Here is a 16,182-nt window from a genome sequence, read left to right on the forward strand (position 1 = left end):
ATCCTTATAAAGGCTGTAGCCCTGTTGTTTTAACACTTTATTAATTTTTTATAATAAAAATTTAACCTAATCTTCCCTGAAACAGGACTTAATAATGCAATGCCGGGCATAGTATTTGCAGTTTCATCTTTACCTTTTCACCATTAAAAATTCAAAATATTATGAATGTAGCAGATCTAAAAATCAGAAACTTAGTCGAGTACAAAAACCAGATTTATACGATCACTGAGATTTTTCAGCGTGTCGGGCAGACATATTTTGTTAAAATTGAAAATGATATCCATAGTGTTTCAGTTCCTGCTGATTCCATAAAACCTATTAAGATTACGGAGGAATGGCTTGAAAAATTCGGTTTTTCAAGAACCTATTCATCGGAACAGCGGATACGGTATGAGCGGCCGGAAACATTTATCAAATACGATATCGACCTGAGTTCCAGAAAAATACTGGAAGGACTTAAGATATATGGAAATGCCATAAAATGCAGATATATTCATGAATTTCAGAATATTTTCTCTTGCCTTTTTGGAAAAGAACCTGCTTTACATTTTGGCTACCTAAAGACAGAATCATAGTTTAATAGTTCTTAGTTGTAGAAAACCACAGTGGTAGCCATACTGTGGTTTTCTTCTTTTAAAAAGCATTCGAGCCGTCTCTCATAAAAATTCATTAAAAAATAAAATTCCGAAAAATTCACCATTGATCATTCATTCATTTCGTGCAAATTTGTATGAATAATATGAAAAAACAGGACAATGATTATAAAGGTTATTAATTCAATACTGATTCTTGCAGCGGTCTTTATGGGCTTCAAACAAGGGTGGGCAATGATTTCAGGAAAACCTGAAATGGCTGAAATGTTTGGCAAATGGGGCTTTGACAAAACCGGACTTATGATCAATGGCGCCGTTACCATACTTGCTTCCGTAATGATCCTGTTCCCTAAAACATTTGTCTGGGGAAATTTTCTGATGGCAGCAGGTATATTGCTGATCATGTGTTTTCATCTTATGAACAGGGATTTAAAAGGTGTTGCCATAGAACTTCCGTTTCTCTGTCTGAATCTGCTTATTATTTATCTTCAGCACCCACTTAAAAGCTAAAGCAATGATAAAAAAATACAAACTGATGAGCATCATGGTGATAAGTTTCTCATGTATAGCCTGTGGACAAAAAACAGATCAACAACAATCAAAGACCACAATACAACTTTCAAAAAAACAACAGACAATGGATGTATCAAAAATAACAGATCCTACTGTAAAACAGGCGATAGAAGCATTACAGTCAGGCGATAAAAAATGGTATAGCTTTTTCACAGAAAACCCTGTCATGACAGATGACGGCAATACTGTAGATTTCAAATCTTTTTTCTCCAATGCTCTGGGAAAAGAATCGTTTCTCAGCATAGATCGGGTTGAAAATGACGGACAAACTCTTTATGGAAAATTTAATGCCGGAAAATGGGGCACATTCCCGGTATTTTTTAAATTCCACAAAAATCCTGAAGGAAAATTTGACAGACTGGATATTGGGCAAGCAAGGTAATTTTTTCGGTCCATGATGTTTAGATAGAATAAAAACCGGTTCATTTGAACCGGTTTCTATGTATAAGCTTCTGTATGCTAATCAAGATTGTTTTTTTCAGTTGTTTAGCTTTTGAAAACCAACTTATTGGCCAGTTTCAGGGTGTAAATATTTTTTACTTTAGTAAGCGTATATTTCCCTTTTGTATAGATAACCGCTTTTTTGGATGCCTTTTTATCAAGTACAAGACTTCCATCGGATGAAGGCAGGAATAATTCTGCCTGCTTGCCGTCTTCACTCATGATGATGGTTGCATTAGAAGTATAGCTTTTCTTATTATCCACTTCTTTAAGCTGTATTTTTTGCTCAAAAAGTCTTACACAATCATTTTTTAAGACTGAAAAAGTATACCCTGCAGAGCCTTTGCATCCATGTTTGTCTTTATCAGAACCGGCCCCTTTTGGACTAAGCTGTGCTGAAACGCCTGAAGCAAACATGAGAACGGTCATTGCTGTAATAAAAATTTTTACGTTTTTCATATGTTTTTAATTTATCGAATTTTGTTTTAATTTATCATTTTATTTTCTTCTTTCAAAATAAATGCCGAATAAAGTTATATTTAAAATTCTATAAGAAAAAAGGTTGTTTCAAATCCTGAAACAACCATACATATAACATGATTTTCACAATCCCTAGACTATAAATCAACTTAGAAAAGATCGGTCAATTATTTTATTTTTTTAAACTCTACGTTGGCAATATTGGCTCCGGCAAGTACAAATCCTGTAATATTTCCTTTTTTATCTTTTCTGAAATCCAACTGCCCCAAAAATGATTTATGAGAATAAAAATTGGTTGAGCTTAAAGGATACAACAGAACATCAGGGTTGATGGGATGCCTGGCTATTAATTTATTATCATTTACAAGTAGTTGATAAATGGTATTGAATTCGTCATTTCTGTAAAAGCCTGCCAGCTTATCGAGATCTGCTTTATTCCCTTTTATCGGTTCCAGTTTTACTTTCTTACAAGCAAATGCAAAATCTCCTACGTTAAAAGTAAGGGCCTCTTTATGAAAGGTCACGCTCGCTGTTGGTATGGCAGGAATACCAAATTGATCACCTCCCATGATGGTTAAGGGCATTTTACTTTCTCCCTGATAAAGGTTCTTCCCGTCCGTTGATATATCGAGATAATTTCCAGGGTTAATTTCATACATTCCTTCAAATTTTTTAAGTTCGGCAGAGGTATAGCTCTTTTTCTGAGGTTGTGCAGGCAGCACCTGATGATCTCCAAGAAACAGGTCAACGAGTTTATAGGCGATGAAAAGCCCGTCAAAAGCGCCCTTATTTCCAGCCAACACAACAGATAACCGATAAGCAGGAATATGCAGTATATAAGATCTGTACCCGGCTGTACCCCCTCCATGGAAGACAATATCCAGCCCTTTATATTTTCCGGTCTGCAGACCAAGGCCATACTCTACTCTTTCTCCTGAATTCAGGAAAGTATTTTGCTGCATTTTATCATAGATCTCCCGGCTTCCGATCACAGGTTGCTGATAATTCAAAGCCCATATACACAGGTCATTCAGCGTGGTGAAAATATTGGAAGATCCGTTTTCCATCTGCCCAAGAGGATATTTAAAAAATGTTGTACCGCTTACCTGATAAGATTCTGCCCTGTTGGGAGTTATTTTCAACGGATCATTAACAGCCATGGAACCGGTCATCTTCAGCGGCTTGAAAATATATTCCTTAAGAAGTTCTCTGAACTCTTTTTTGTAAACTCTGTGCAGAATTTCAGCAAGAAGCATAAAGCCTGTATTGTTGTAAGCATACCGTTCTCCCGGTTTAAAATTGATGCTTTTAATAGCTAAAACCGTTTTTATCGCCTGATCATTCGTTACCCGGAATTCGTCTCCAAATCCCTGAAGCCTTTTAATACTTGTAAAGTCCGGCAATCCGTGAGTATGGTTAGCCAGCTGCCTGATCGTAATTTTATAAGGCAGATTTTTCAGTTCCGGCAGATACGTTCTGATATCATCTTCTAAAGACAGTCTGCCTTCATTCCCGGCTAAAAGCACAATAAATGCAGTAAATTGTTTGGAAACCGATGCAATATCAAAAGCTGTAGAATCCGTTACCGGAATTTTGTCTTCAAGATTAGCAAATCCGTATGTTTTTTTGTAAAGAATTTTTCCGTCTCTTATAATCCCTACTGCCATTCCGGGAGCGTTGGGATCAGAATAACTGTTGATAAGTGAATCAGCTTTCCTGATTTCATCTTTTGTTCCGGATTGTGCAGAAAAGATCCCGAAATTCAGGACATAAAAAAGAAACAGTGTCAGTTTAATTGTTGGCTTCATTTGTTGTAGTATTTAATGATGAAGCAAATCTGAAACTTTGTGATCATTTAAACATCCGGGTAACGGAAACCGGACACTTTTTTGGAAGAAAATCAGTCCGACTTTAAACCGGACACTTATTAAACACCTGATTTTCTGTAATCTGTAGGAGTTACCCCTGTTTCTTTTTTGAATGCTGTATAAAAAGAAGATCTGGAATTGAATCCCACTTCATATAATATTTCCATTACAGTAAGTTGGGGCTGATCTTTGAGGAATCTCTTAGCGTCATTAATTCTAAACTCATTAATAAAATCGAAGAAGTGTTTACCTGTATATTGATTGATCAGTACAGATAATTGCTTTTCCGGAAGCTGAATCTGCTCTGAAAGTTTCTGAAGGGTAAGCTTATCATCCAGGTAAGGTTTTTCTGTCTGCATAAAATTCAGGAGTACTTTCAGCTGCTCAGGTTCTTCTTTGGGTTTTTCTACAGATTTTACAGGTTCCAGATCTTTGTTGATTCCTGCCAGAAGGTTGGGACGGTAGAGTGCATTCAAGACAAACCAGCTGATCACAAATAATACAAAAAGGGACGAGAATGTATACAAATACATAAAAACCGTTTCGTTATCTTCTACAAAACCTCTCAGCATAACAAAACAGTTCCCGATCAGAAAAAGAATCGTGGTCTGCATCAGCCATTTATACGTAAGATGATGATTGCTGGAATAGTTTTCCCGGTACAATCTTCTGAATGTTCTCAGGGTTATAAATACGGCAATGATATAACCATAGTACTGAACGGTAGAAGCCATATCAAGTATGCGGTCATTTTGCCCGGTAATTCCTGCTATCCCAAACCACCCCCAAAAGAATACAAAAGGCAAGGCATGTAAAAGGTGCTTTTTCTTAAGTCTAAAATTATAATAACAGGCTGCATTAACGTATAGAAAATACAAAGGAAGCTGTAATAAGATACTGGACAGTTTAAATCCTTTAATGATCTTAGAGTCCGATGGTGGCAGAAAAAAGCCGGAAAGATCAACCACAGAAATTAAGAGAAAGGCCGCAAATAAATAATTGGGTAGTTTGCGTTCTGCTTTTGCTGTTATCAGAAAAACACTCAACAGTAAGAACAGAAATACAATAATTTTACCTAAATCGTTTATTAATGCCATAGTTAATTTTCAATATCATACATCAACCTTTTTCTAAAAAAGTCCGGAATCTGACAACTTACAATTCACGCAGTTAAATATAATAAAATTTCATCATCAATTTGCCCATAATACCGGAAACGCTATTATTTTCGACTTAATTAACCGCTCAGGAAGTCCCATAATATTTACGTAAATTTGCAGCTCTGCAATATTCTCTGAAACTGCAGGTTTTCAATTCTTCATTATGGATACAGATATCATTATTTCTCAGCTGACACAACATTTCCAGGAAATTGTTCCTTTAAAAGACAACGAAATTGATCTGATTATTCAAAAGCTGGAATTTATCAGCCTTAAAAAGAAGGATTACCTGCTCCGTGAAGGGCAGATTTCAAGACATATGCGTTTCATTGTCCAAGGAAGTCTTTATGCCTACCATATTGATGAAAAAGGTAAGGAAAATATCACCCAGCTGGGTATTGAGAACTGGTGGGTGAATGATCTGTACAGTTATCTGAGTGAATTACCTTCCAGAATGTTTATCCAGGCCAATGAAGATACTACAATCGTACAGATCAGCAAAAATAATCTGGAATTACTATACACGGAAGTTCCTGCCATCTCTGAATTCTGGCGGCTGAAAATACAGTCTGCCTATGTTACCCTGCAGGAAAGAACGTTTGAACATTCCAGGGTAGACGCTTACACCAAATACAGAAACTTTGTTACCGCTTACCGTAATATTGAACAGCGTTTCCCCCAATACATGATCGCTTCCTATCTGGGAATCACCGTAGAATATCTGAGCTATCTGAGAAAAAAACACCTCTCAGACGTTTCTTAAGATTTCTTAAGTTTATTCCGTTCCGGCCTGAATAATTTTGCTCACAGATTTTAATGAGTGAAATATGAAGGCAAAATTAATCGCCATAACAATACTAGCTTCAGCGGTTTTAGAACTGAATGCACAGAAACTTTCTTACACCCCCGATCTTGTCTTAGGGAACCGTTCCTATACCTATATGCATACGATCAATTATCAGCTGAACGACAGACTGAAATTGAGCAACCTTACCCTGTTCGATACCGAATATACCCGGGACAAGGAGAATATATTCTTCATCCGAAACACCTTAGTATATAATCTTACCAAAAAGCTGAGCATGAATGCCGCTTTCGGAATGAAAAATCCGGGTGCCTTCTTCAGTGCTTATGTACAATATAAAATTACCCAACCCACTTATTCACTGTCCTACTCTATAGGAGCAACTTACCAGAAAGGCTTTTCACTGGAACAGTCTGTCTCTTTCGAATATACGCCTTACCTGAAAGAAAACCTGCAGGGATATTTCAGTGTACTGGCTATCGGAAATCTTGACAATAGCGGTTATCCGAGAGGATTACAGTTTATCAGACTAGGAGTAAAGCAGAATAAAATGATGTATGGTGCCGCCACCAATTTTGACCAGTTCAACAACGGAAAAAAGACCCTGGAAAATATCGGGGCATTTGTAAAATATAACTTTTAAATAATTTAAGAAATGAAAAAGAACATTGATCTAGGAGTTTTAATCAGCAGAATAGCCATTGGATTTCCAATGTCGGTATATGGAATTAATAAACTGATCCACGGTATCGGATTTATTGAAGATATGATGACCATGCATGGTTTGCCTTCTTTTTTTGCCTATGGAGTATTTGCAGGTGAAATCATTGCACCGGTAATGCTGATTATAGGATTCAGGGCACGGCTGGCGGGTCTTATCTTTGCCGCAAACTGTTTTACGGCGACCATTCTTGCGCAGACGGCTAATATTTTTAAACTTAATGACTTTGGAGGCTGGGCACTGGAACTTTTAGCAATCTATATGTTAATCGGTTTAAGCTTTTTCTTTACCGGAGCAGGAAAATATGCGGTTTCTACCGGTAATAAATGGGATTGATAAATGCTGCCCGAGAATAAAAACAATACAATTACTCTATCTCTGCTCTGCAACTTTTAGCTGCAATAAAATTGAAAGCCATAGGTTTTAAATGATTATGATCTCTCGCTGATTGTGCAGATTACACAGATTTTCTATAAGGGTCTGCATAATCTGCGAGAATATTTAATAGCCACAATACCCATTTTTTGATCCCTGTCAGTTCATCATTGAATATTGTTTCGGTTTCATGCCTATATGTTCGTTGAAGATTTTTGAAAAGTGACTCAGATTGGTAAAACCTAATGCGTAACCTGTTTCTGAAACAGTATACCTCTTTTCACTCAACAGATATGCAGCCTCTTTCATCCTGAACCCCTGATAATAGCTGAAAATGCTGTCCCCAAAAATCTGCCTGAAAAGACGTTTCAGCTTAGTGGAGCTCATCCCCGCTTTTAGGGCAAGATCATCAATAACCGGTGGTATATCAAGGCGTTCAAGTATGTGTTCTTTAATCTCATAGATCTTTTCAATATCATGGGTATTCAAAGCATACAGGCGCTTTTCATTCCGTTTTTCCAATTCCATCAGTAACCTGCATATCAGTTCTTCAGCTTTAATCCTTAAAAAAAACAGTCTGAAAGTATCTTCCACTTCTTCAGTAACGATTTCATTGACAATATTTTGAAGGGAAGGATAAATCAACTGCTCAAACAGAAAAGGTTCTGTATTTTGCAGCAGGCTTTTCAATACAGGAGATTGATCTGCGTCATGGAATAATTTACGCAAATAATCTGCATCAACTTCTATATTAATGGTATCCGTATTGGTATGAATGGAAACCCTGTCATCCGTATTGAGCCGACTTGTTCCTATCAGTACTGAAGGCAGTTTTCGTACAATATTTTTTTCAGAACGCTTTTCTGTTCCGGGAAAAATATTCTGAAATTTAAAAAAGAGCATTTTCTTGACCTTATTAAATTCAGGGTTCTTCATGACAATATTCTCATGAAGCTGATAATTGCTGATCAGCATCCGTATGTGTTCATTAAAAATAAATCCGGCACAATATCCACTCCCAAACCGGGAGGGAATTTCCAGTTTCCTTTGTTTCAGATTCGTTCCCAACAATTCGGCAAATATCTTCAGAACGTCCGGAATGGTATGATTATCTTGCAATATAAAGTCTTTTACGATTATTTTTAAATCTAATATAGTTATTTTATTCCTAAAATGACCTTCAACTTTGTACCAGCATTTAAAAGTAAAAAATATGTTATTAAAAGATTCAAAAGTAGCTATTATAGGAGCTGGTCCGGTAGGGCTCACGATGGCAAGATTACTTCAGCAGCACCATATAGATGTAACGGTTTATGAGAGAGATAAAGATCCGCAGGCGAGGATCTGGGGCGGAACCCTTGATCTGCATAAAGATACAGGCCAGAAAGCCATGAAAAAAGCCGGACTACTGGATGCCTATTATGATATCGCCGTGCCTATGGGAATTACGGTTACTGATGAAAAAGCAAAACCTCTGTTTACCAAAGCAATAACTGACGAAAACAGGTATGACAACCCTGAAATTAACAGGAATAACCTCAGAACATTACTGTTGGGCAGCCTCTGGGAGCATACCGTTGTTTGGGATAGAAAATGTACTGATGTTAAGGTTTCGGATGGCCAATGGCAGATCTTATTTGAAAATGGAACACAGGCTTCAGCAGATTTTGTGATCGGTGCCAACGGTGGAATGTCCGGTATCAGAAAATACATTACGGATACTGCCATTGAAGAGACCGGAACGATGATCCTGCAGGGTGATCTTCCACAACCTGAAATTCAGTATCCTGAGCTGTACCGCTTATGCAATGGTAACAGGCTGATGGCTGCCCATGAGGGAAATCTACTGGTTATAAATCCTAACAATAATGGTAATCTGGCCTATGGTGTTATCTTTAAAATACCGGATAAGACAGAATATAATTTTCAGGGAGAGGAAAGTATCCGTCAATTTCTTTTAGAACGTTTTTCCAATTGGGGAGAGCTGTATCAGCAGCTGTTTCAATTAACCTCATCTTTCCGGAGCCTGCCTACACGAAAGCTTCCTTTAAGCAAACCATGGAAGACATCACGCCCATTGCCCGTTACCCTTATAGGCGATGCGGCTCATCTTATGCCACCTTTTGCCGGTCAGGGCGTCAATACCGGGCTGATGGATGCTTTGATTTTATCTGAAAACCTTACCTGCGGAAAATATGAGTCAATACAGGCAGCAGTCAATGATTATGAACAACAGATGTTTATTTATGCATCTGAAGCTCAACGGGCATCATCGGAAAATGAAATAGAAATGCGCCATCCCGACTTTAGTTTCCGGCAACTGATCGGGTAAATCAGTTGTCTGAATCCATTGGCAGGATATTTTCGTTTCCCTTTTATTACTATATTTACTTTACGTTTAATAATTGATGATGAAGGAAATCATTGTACATCAGATTGACTCTTTTACTAAAGAAAAATTTAAAGGAAATCCTGCCGGAGTAGTATTGAATGCTGAAGATCTGACTGATGAAGAAATGCAGCTGATCGCCAGAGAACTGAATAATTCTGAAACAGCCTTTATTACAGGCTCTGACAGTGATGATTTTGAGTATTCCATACGATATTTTACCCCAACAACAGAAGTCCCGATCTGCGGACATGCCACTATTGGAGCCTTATATGCCAAAGCAATAGAAGATCAGATGGATTCCTGTACGGTTAGAATACAGACCCAGGTAGGAATCTTACCTATTGATATTATACGACAGGACAATGATTATCAGATTACCATGACCCAGGGGGATTTTAGTATGAATCCTGTTTTTGATCCTTCAATTACTCAAAAAATTATTCATGCTTTAGGATTGGAAATGGAAGAACTTGACAAGAGATGTCCGGTACAGATTGCTTCTACCGGCCATTCAAAAGTAATGATCGGGATCACAAGCAGGACTTTATTAAATAATCTGTCTCCGGATTTTGCAGCATTGGCAGATCTTAGCAGAGAAATATTATGCAACGGTTACTTCGTATTTACTTTTGATTCTGATGACAAAGATATTCTTACTTACGGCCGCATGTTTGCTCCTGCAATCGGGATTCAGGAAGATCCAGTTACCGGAAATGCCAACGGCCCATTGGGCGGCTATCTCATTCAGAATCAAATCATCAATATATCTGATGGAATTTTTACATTTACGGGAAGACAGGGGGAAACTCTCAACCGGATGGGAGAAATGAAAGTAGAGGTCACCGTTTCCAACAGCATTCCCCAAAGAATCAGAATTACAGGAAATGCGGTAAGTGTATTCCGGACGCTTATCTCTGTTTGATTGTTGTTTGGATAAGTATTGGATTCTTTCCTCAGCTTTTCGGAGTGAAACCTGTTTTGATTCTGAATGCGTATGAAAAGTGAGAAAAGCTCTTAAAAACCAATTGCCAATACCAAATACCCGGAGCCACCCCAAACCCTACCGATGAATACACAAAAGCAATAATCAAAAAGAACAGAAAAACCTCCCGGTACCATAATCATTTATTAAATTTAATTTATCAGAAGAAATAAAAATGCCAGCAAACGAAACACAAAAAAACATGAACGCCCAAAATGTCACCGATTATCCCAATAACAATACGTATTTTCTGGTGTGGAATTTCAAGCAGGATGCAGATCCTTCTAAAATAAAATCTGTTTTCCAGAGAATGTGTGCTCTTATCATTAATCTGAATAATTCTGCCCTTGACCGTTTCCCGGATTCAAAAGCAAGCTGTGTAATGGGAATTGGGTATGAAGCGTGGCTGCAGCTCGAATTGCCTGCTCCCCTTCCAAAAGAATTCAAAAAATTCGAAGCCATACAGGGCAGCAAACATACGGCTGTAAGTACCAGAGGTGATCTTCACTTCCATATCCGTGCCGATGAAAAAAGCTTTGCTTATGATATGGCTGCCACCATTTCAGATTTCATGAATGATATTGCAGACTCTGTGGTTGAGGTGCAGGGATTCCGTTATTGGGACAGCAGATCAATCTTAGGTTTTGTAGATGGAACTGAAAATCCGCATGGGAAAGACCGTGATTTTTTTGCCATCATTGGAGATGCAGATCCACAATATGAAGGGGGAAGCTACCTGTTTGTACAGAAATACCTCCATAATATGAACGCCTGGAAATCTCTGTCTGTAGAAGATCAGGAAAAGGTCATCGGCCGGTCAAAAGAACAGGATATAGAAATGGATGATGAGGTAAAACCTAAAAACTCCCATATCGCACTGGCCAATGTAGGGGATGATTTTAAGGTAGTCCGGGATAATATGCCTTTCGGGAATGTTTCTACCAACGAAATGGGAACGTATTTTATCTGCTATGCAAGCACCTTCAGTACGGTAGAGAAAATGCTCACGAATATGTTCATCGGAGATCCGGCAGGAAATTACGACCGTATTCTGGATTTCAGCACCGCAGAAACCGGAACTTTATTTTTTGTTCCATCGGCAGATATGCTGGATGATTTTTCGTCTTAATTTTTTAAACAGAAACTGTTTTATCATATAAAAAGGACCATTTCGGGTGAAATGGTCCTTACTTTTATTCAATCTTTATATTGAATTCATTTTCTATAGAACGCTCTTCAGCTTCGCCTTATGCACCTGAACAATATCTCCATTTTTAATTTTATGTTTCTTTAGCAGGGGTTTTCCGTCAAACCATATGGCATCAGCTTCAATAAGCCGGATCAGCTTAGCCGATGAAAGGTTCAGAGCTGTTCTGATAACAGCTGATATTCTGAGATTAAAATCAAAAGGACATTTTATTTTAGGTAATTATACGCAAGTTTACACAAGCGTGTTAAAATAAAAGAGAGCTATTATTGCTCTCTTATTAAAGTTTTTATATATTTGCCATACATTAATCATCATCTAATCGAGATTTATTGTTGTTAGTATTTGGAATTGTTACCAGCTTTTTCAATGTGAAAAGTTCACTTGCTTTAAAACTAAAAATCATTACATGAAATAAGAAACAAAGCAAAAGTTTATAGCAATGCTATAACCCCAAAAATTATTTTAAGTGAATATTTTTTACTAATAACGAAAAAACAAGCCCTCTTATCCTTATAAAGAGGGCTTTAGTTATCCCTTTGGATAGCGCCTGACTTTTGTCAGAGGATGCAATTGTTAAGGTTTAACCATCCTCAATAAATTTCGATAGATTATGTTAGAAACGAAGATGATTAATGGCGTTTTGCATAAGTTAATATTTCGTAAATCTCGTCTGGTAAACGGGGTGAAGATATATTACAAAAGACCGTTCCCTATGTGGGTTCCTGTTTAAATATGTAGATTAAAAAGTTTTTAAGGGAACTTTTAGGGAGAGTGTTGAGGCACTCTCTCTTTTTCTATTGTAACAAATATAAAGCCAAACTATATTAAGGTAAAGATAATTAACAATTTAGTTATCTTTTTTTAATGTTCGTTTTATCATTTTATCGAAATCTGATAATTCATGAATGTATTTTTCGTGAATTATATCTATTCCGTTTTTATGAATTACTTGTGTTAAATCAACTATAAGATAGTCTTCATTTTTCTTGACATCTTCTACCAAGAAATATGTTTCACCATCTATAATAGTGTATTTCATTCCTTGTTCTTTTAGTTGTTTAATTGTCTTTATTGACATAATTCTGTGTATCTAGTTCTTACATTACTATTTTGTAGTAAATGTATGAATTTTTCTTGGTCTGTGACCTTTCTCAGGTTAAATCTATACACAAATTCATCTACATACTTTTGAAGATGCTTTTTAGAAACATGGTTGTACATTCCTGAAATTGAATTTTTCAAGATTTTCCAACTACCTTCTATATTATTTGTGTGTATTGAATTATCCTGCAAACTTACATACTCTTTCCGAGAATGGTCGATTACATTGTGAGTATAATATTTATCCAAGCCTTTATAAGCCCACCATTCATCACTTATTAATATTGTTGTTTCTGGATTCACATATCTACAAATCAAAGGTTGAATACTATCTTTCTTTGTATCATTTACAACAAAAGCGTTCATCTTTCCTCCACGTTGAAGCATACCCATAATAGGAACTTTGTCTTTGAAACTTCTACCTTGTGAGTGTGGAACCTTTTTATTTTTGTGGCGATTTTTGTTCTTACCGCCATAGAATGTTTCATCTGCTTCAACAATTCCTTCTAGCTCGTTATTGTTTTCGATACCAAAACAGGCTCTGATTCTTTGGAGCATGAACCATGCGGTTGCCTGTCTTACTCCGATGTCTTTTCCTAACTGTATAGAACTTATTCCTTTCTTATGAGAAGTAACAAGCCAAATAGCTAAGAACCATTTTCTAAGACTAACCTTTGAATTTTCGAACATTGTTCCTGTTTTAACATTAAAGTATTTACCAGTATTTTTACATTTATACTGATTGTTTTTACACTTATATACTTTGGATGTAGAATCAAAAGGGCTTACAGGAATTTTGCTCCATTTCATAACCTCCAAATAGTCTATACAAGCCTGTTCAGTAGGAAAAATTTGAGCAAGTTCAAAAGCTGATTTTATATTGGTGTTAATCATATTATTACAAAAATAAGGATACTGTATGTCTAATCAAAAAGCATTAATTCCACGATTAATCCTTTTATTATTCTTTACCGTTTTTACTCATTCTTAATAGCTTTCCTAAGTAATCAAAACTATAAAATATATAGTGAAACAAAGAAAACAAAGCATAAATAGAGAATAGAACACATAATGAAACTATCACATAATAATTCATTGATAGTGGTTCAAAATATAGTATATGTTTTTCTCCATTATTTCTCGTAATTAAATTCAAAAGCATATCAGCTCCTAAAATAATCATACCCAAAAATATCACTCCACCCGAAAATGAAATACAATTTAATACCATTGTTTTCAAATAATTTCCAAATGTCATTTTGGAAGTATTCTTATACTTAGGAAAGAATAGTTCATTATCAAAAAGAACTTTCAAGAATTTATTTTTTTGCATTTGTGCAAATCCTTTAATTACTTTTTGAAAGGATTATTTGATTCCCTCATAAAGACAGTCCCCATCTTCTGATATTGGATAGACTGACCCTTTACACAGGCTGTATAGATTCCGCTACCTAATCCGTTTTGTGCTCTGATAATGGTTACTTCTTTCTCTTCAACTCCATTATCAATGGCTACGAATTTTTTCAAACGTTTGTTCTTGATTGGCTCTTTGAAGTCTTTAGGTAAATCACATTCTTTTGCAGTTTCTTTCGGTTTTTCTTCCTGTGCAAAAAATAATACTGGTGTTGATGCTACTAAAAGTGTAAAAAATAGTTTTTTCATAAGATGAATTTTTTAAAATCCACCCAAACCCGATGTAGAAATTTGATTATAAATAAGAAAGGCGTGGGTTTGTAACTCTTGCTTATTAATCTGTGGCTCTGGATTGCCAATACAATATAAACAAGACAACCCCACACCATATTGGTGCAAGTGTCCACTGTTTATTCTGCATTGTATTAAAGAAATTTTCCAGATTTCAGATTAACAGAATAAAGCTAACGCTTCCTTTTTTGTTCGATAAATATTTCTACAAAAATACAAAAATTATACCTTTTTCACTATATTTGGATAAACTAAAAATCAAAAAATTATGACACCACAACAAGAAGATGAATTTAGAACTAATGTCAATTTAATTATCTTAGGCTATAAATTAAAAGCTCTTAAAGATTCTTTATCAGGAGAACAATTAGTTATTTACAACCAATCAATAGAAGACACTAAGCAGCTTGTGAAGACTTCATTGGAAGCAAGCCTAAGCCCTGAACAAGTTGCATTAATACTTGAAGGGCTTGATAAATAGATTCTTTTTTATTTCTCATAACGTTAAATTTAAAATTATTAATAAAAAAGACCAACTGTCGTAGTTGGTCTTTACTTTTTTATGTTTGTGTAAAGTAACGTATAGTTACCTTATTTTAAATGTGAGCATTTCACTATCCGGATTTATCATTTCTTCTTCGTGAATTTCATGGTATAATATTTCATATTCTACGCTATCAGTATCGGCTTCAACATTATTTTTACGTCTTATCTCATGGGAAAATGCATATTCCCAGGCTATTTCTGTATTATTTTCAGACATTTTACTGAATATTTCTTTCCTGACAGATTCTGTCCTGATCCTTGAAAACAGGGTCATATTGTACGTATTATTACATTTTACACATCTGTAAATTAACCAGATATCAATATTCTTTTTTTGGGCATTTAATCTGAATTTATCGCTGCATGCAAATCTGTCGCTGTCACAATGATTGCATTTCTTTTTTAACAAGGGAGTGTTTTTCGCTCTGATCTCCCATATATGCTGTATACTCATTACTTATAATCGTGCTTAATATTCTTTGGTAAGTTTTACCTATTATTCACGCATTACAGGCTTCAGAGAAGTATACTTCAATAAAAGATACAGGTGGATTCCTACTCCGGTTTTTGATCGGTAAAACCGGCCATGTCGGAATAGCAAATCATTATGCTCTTACAAGCAATGTGAGTAATAATAGGATGAAATGAAAACCTGTTCAGATAAGATTTATCCGAACGAAAGAATGATCAGCCTGTGGTTACTGAGACTGATACTAAGCTGTAATAAGTTTAAGAGTTCTTCTCAAAACGAGCTATTTACTTGGTTGTGATAAAAGTAGTGATTTTTTCTTAAACACAAATGATCACTGCAATCAATTATTTAAAAAGCGGAATAATAAAGACAAGCACAAGGATAACAACTGCAAGAATAACAACCTTCAGCACGATATCTTTTTTAAGGTTTTCCGGCATAAAACGAAACGTTTTTTCATCAAGATAAAAATCTTTATACACTTCAGGATCAATGCTCAGATCCGGCCTGAATAACGTTACTCCTTTCAGAAAATGTCCGATAAGATCATACCTGTTCTTCAAAGGAATGATATCAAAATTGACTTGTTTCTTTTTTACTTTCCGGTTCTCCCCTTTTTCATGAACGAAAAAATTTTTTCTGAAATCCGTTTTTCCTGTAGCCGTCTCAGAAAACAGATCTTTTGTATACGGATTTTCACTTTTCACCAAATCCTGATATTTAATTTCCGAAAGAACCTTGTTATTGCTATTGAGAAAT

The 16,182-nt window shown here is 35.9% G+C and carries 19 protein-coding genes; 10 read left to right on the top strand and 9 right to left on the bottom strand.

Annotated elements, in window-relative coordinates; genetic code table 11:
- Window positions 1-161 precede the first annotated feature (161 nt).
- The 3 genes from ACTJJF_RS06970 (at window position 162) to ACTJJF_RS06980 (ending at window position 1,548) form a co-directional block, all read left to right on the top strand.
- The gene (locus ACTJJF_RS06970) at window positions 162-575 is read left to right on the top strand and encodes a hypothetical protein (protein WP_065397522.1); all 414 of its coding nucleotides are present in this window, start codon (window positions 162-164) and stop codon (window positions 573-575) included.
- Between the two features lie 180 nt (window positions 576-755).
- Window positions 756-1,103 (top strand): DoxX family protein, encoded by a 348-nt coding sequence (locus ACTJJF_RS06975; protein ID WP_440699156.1) that lies wholly within the window; start codon window positions 756-758, stop codon window positions 1,101-1,103.
- 4 nt (window positions 1,104-1,107) lie between these two features.
- Complete coding sequence (locus ACTJJF_RS06980; RefSeq protein WP_312301324.1) at window positions 1,108-1,548, top strand: hypothetical protein; 441 nt, start codon at window positions 1,108-1,110, stop codon at window positions 1,546-1,548.
- Between the two features lie 104 nt (window positions 1,549-1,652).
- Here ACTJJF_RS06980 and ACTJJF_RS06985 read toward each other — a convergent pair whose 3' ends face one another.
- From ACTJJF_RS06985 to ACTJJF_RS06995, 3 genes are all read right to left on the bottom strand, one after another.
- A complete protein-coding gene (locus ACTJJF_RS06985; RefSeq protein WP_312301322.1) occupies window positions 1,653-2,066 on the bottom strand; it encodes a hypothetical protein in 414 nt (137 codons plus the stop codon).
- A gap of 188 nt (window positions 2,067-2,254) precedes the next feature.
- Entirely contained in the window at window positions 2,255-3,895 is a 1,641-nt protein-coding gene (locus tag ACTJJF_RS06990; protein WP_440699157.1) for a serine hydrolase domain-containing protein, read from the bottom strand.
- Window positions 3,896-4,014: 119 nt separating this feature from the next.
- Window positions 4,015-5,052 (bottom strand): helix-turn-helix domain-containing protein, encoded by a 1,038-nt coding sequence (locus ACTJJF_RS06995; RefSeq protein ID WP_440699158.1) that lies wholly within the window; start codon window positions 5,050-5,052, stop codon window positions 4,015-4,017.
- A 226-nt stretch (window positions 5,053-5,278) separates the two neighbouring features.
- Here ACTJJF_RS06995 and ACTJJF_RS07000 point away from each other — a divergent pair, with 226 nt between their 5' ends.
- The 3 genes from ACTJJF_RS07000 to ACTJJF_RS07010 all read left to right on the top strand — a co-directional run bounded on the left by ACTJJF_RS07000 (window position 5,279) and on the right by ACTJJF_RS07010 (window position 6,977).
- Entirely contained in the window at window positions 5,279-5,878 is a 600-nt protein-coding gene (locus ACTJJF_RS07000) for a Crp/Fnr family transcriptional regulator (protein WP_440699159.1), read from the top strand.
- 64 nt (window positions 5,879-5,942) lie between these two features.
- The gene (locus ACTJJF_RS07005; RefSeq protein ID WP_440699160.1) at window positions 5,943-6,563 is read left to right on the top strand and encodes a hypothetical protein; all 621 of its coding nucleotides are present in this window, start codon (window positions 5,943-5,945) and stop codon (window positions 6,561-6,563) included.
- A gap of 12 nt (window positions 6,564-6,575) precedes the next feature.
- Complete coding sequence (locus ACTJJF_RS07010; protein ID WP_440699161.1) at window positions 6,576-6,977, top strand: DoxX family protein; 402 nt, start codon at window positions 6,576-6,578, stop codon at window positions 6,975-6,977.
- A gap of 198 nt (window positions 6,978-7,175) precedes the next feature.
- Here the strand turns inward: ACTJJF_RS07010 and ACTJJF_RS07015 are convergent, their stop codons facing one another.
- Window positions 7,176-8,135, bottom strand: coding sequence for a helix-turn-helix transcriptional regulator (locus ACTJJF_RS07015; protein WP_440699162.1), 960 nt, complete (start codon window positions 8,133-8,135; stop codon window positions 7,176-7,178).
- 94 nt (window positions 8,136-8,229) lie between these two features.
- On the opposite strand from ACTJJF_RS07015, the gene ACTJJF_RS07020 reads away from it, so the two are divergent.
- From ACTJJF_RS07020 to ACTJJF_RS07030, 3 genes are all read left to right on the top strand, one after another.
- Window positions 8,230-9,348, top strand: a complete 1,119-nt coding sequence (locus ACTJJF_RS07020; protein ID WP_440699163.1) for an FAD-dependent oxidoreductase — start codon at window positions 8,230-8,232, stop codon at window positions 9,346-9,348.
- A gap of 76 nt (window positions 9,349-9,424) precedes the next feature.
- Window positions 9,425-10,330 (top strand): PhzF family isomerase, encoded by a 906-nt coding sequence (locus tag ACTJJF_RS07025; RefSeq protein ID WP_440699164.1) that lies wholly within the window; start codon window positions 9,425-9,427, stop codon window positions 10,328-10,330.
- A gap of 262 nt (window positions 10,331-10,592) precedes the next feature.
- A complete protein-coding gene (locus tag ACTJJF_RS07030; protein ID WP_440699165.1) occupies window positions 10,593-11,519 on the top strand; it encodes a Dyp-type peroxidase in 927 nt (308 codons plus the stop codon).
- 928 nt (window positions 11,520-12,447) lie between these two features.
- On the opposite strand, the gene ACTJJF_RS07035 is transcribed toward ACTJJF_RS07030, so the two are convergent.
- The 3 genes from ACTJJF_RS07035 to ACTJJF_RS07045 form a co-directional block, all read right to left on the bottom strand.
- Window positions 12,448-12,639 (bottom strand): hypothetical protein, encoded by a 192-nt coding sequence (locus tag ACTJJF_RS07035; protein ID WP_440699166.1) that lies wholly within the window; start codon window positions 12,637-12,639, stop codon window positions 12,448-12,450.
- Window positions 12,640-12,668: 29 nt separating this feature from the next.
- Window positions 12,669-13,595 (bottom strand): IS1595 family transposase, encoded by a 927-nt coding sequence (locus tag ACTJJF_RS07040; protein WP_440699167.1) that lies wholly within the window; start codon window positions 13,593-13,595, stop codon window positions 12,669-12,671.
- Between the two features lie 456 nt (window positions 13,596-14,051).
- Window positions 14,052-14,363 carry a hypothetical protein gene (locus ACTJJF_RS07045; protein ID WP_440699168.1) on the bottom strand — a complete coding sequence of 104 codons (312 nt, stop codon included), beginning with the start codon at window positions 14,361-14,363 and terminating at the stop codon, window positions 14,052-14,054.
- Between the two features lie 310 nt (window positions 14,364-14,673).
- Between ACTJJF_RS07045 and ACTJJF_RS07050 the strand changes: the two genes are divergently transcribed.
- Window positions 14,674-14,886: a hypothetical protein gene (locus ACTJJF_RS07050; RefSeq protein ID WP_440699169.1), complete on the top strand. Its 213-nt coding sequence runs from the start codon at window positions 14,674-14,676 to the stop codon at window positions 14,884-14,886.
- Window positions 14,887-14,991: 105 nt separating this feature from the next.
- On the opposite strand, the gene ACTJJF_RS07055 is transcribed toward ACTJJF_RS07050, so the two are convergent.
- Both ACTJJF_RS07055 and ACTJJF_RS07060 read right to left on the bottom strand, forming a co-directional pair.
- On the bottom strand, window positions 14,992-15,360 hold the full coding sequence (locus tag ACTJJF_RS07055) for a DUF1062 domain-containing protein (protein WP_440699170.1): 369 nt from the start codon (window positions 15,358-15,360) through the stop codon (window positions 14,992-14,994).
- 407 nt (window positions 15,361-15,767) lie between these two features.
- On the bottom strand, window positions 15,768-16,133 hold the full coding sequence (locus ACTJJF_RS07060; protein ID WP_440699171.1) for a hypothetical protein: 366 nt from the start codon (window positions 16,131-16,133) through the stop codon (window positions 15,768-15,770).
- Window positions 16,134-16,182 lie beyond the last annotated feature (49 nt).

The sequence above is a fragment of the Chryseobacterium sp. 22458 genome (genome assembly GCF_052044975.1).
In the GTDB taxonomy this organism is placed as follows: domain Bacteria; phylum Bacteroidota; class Bacteroidia; order Flavobacteriales; family Weeksellaceae; genus Chryseobacterium.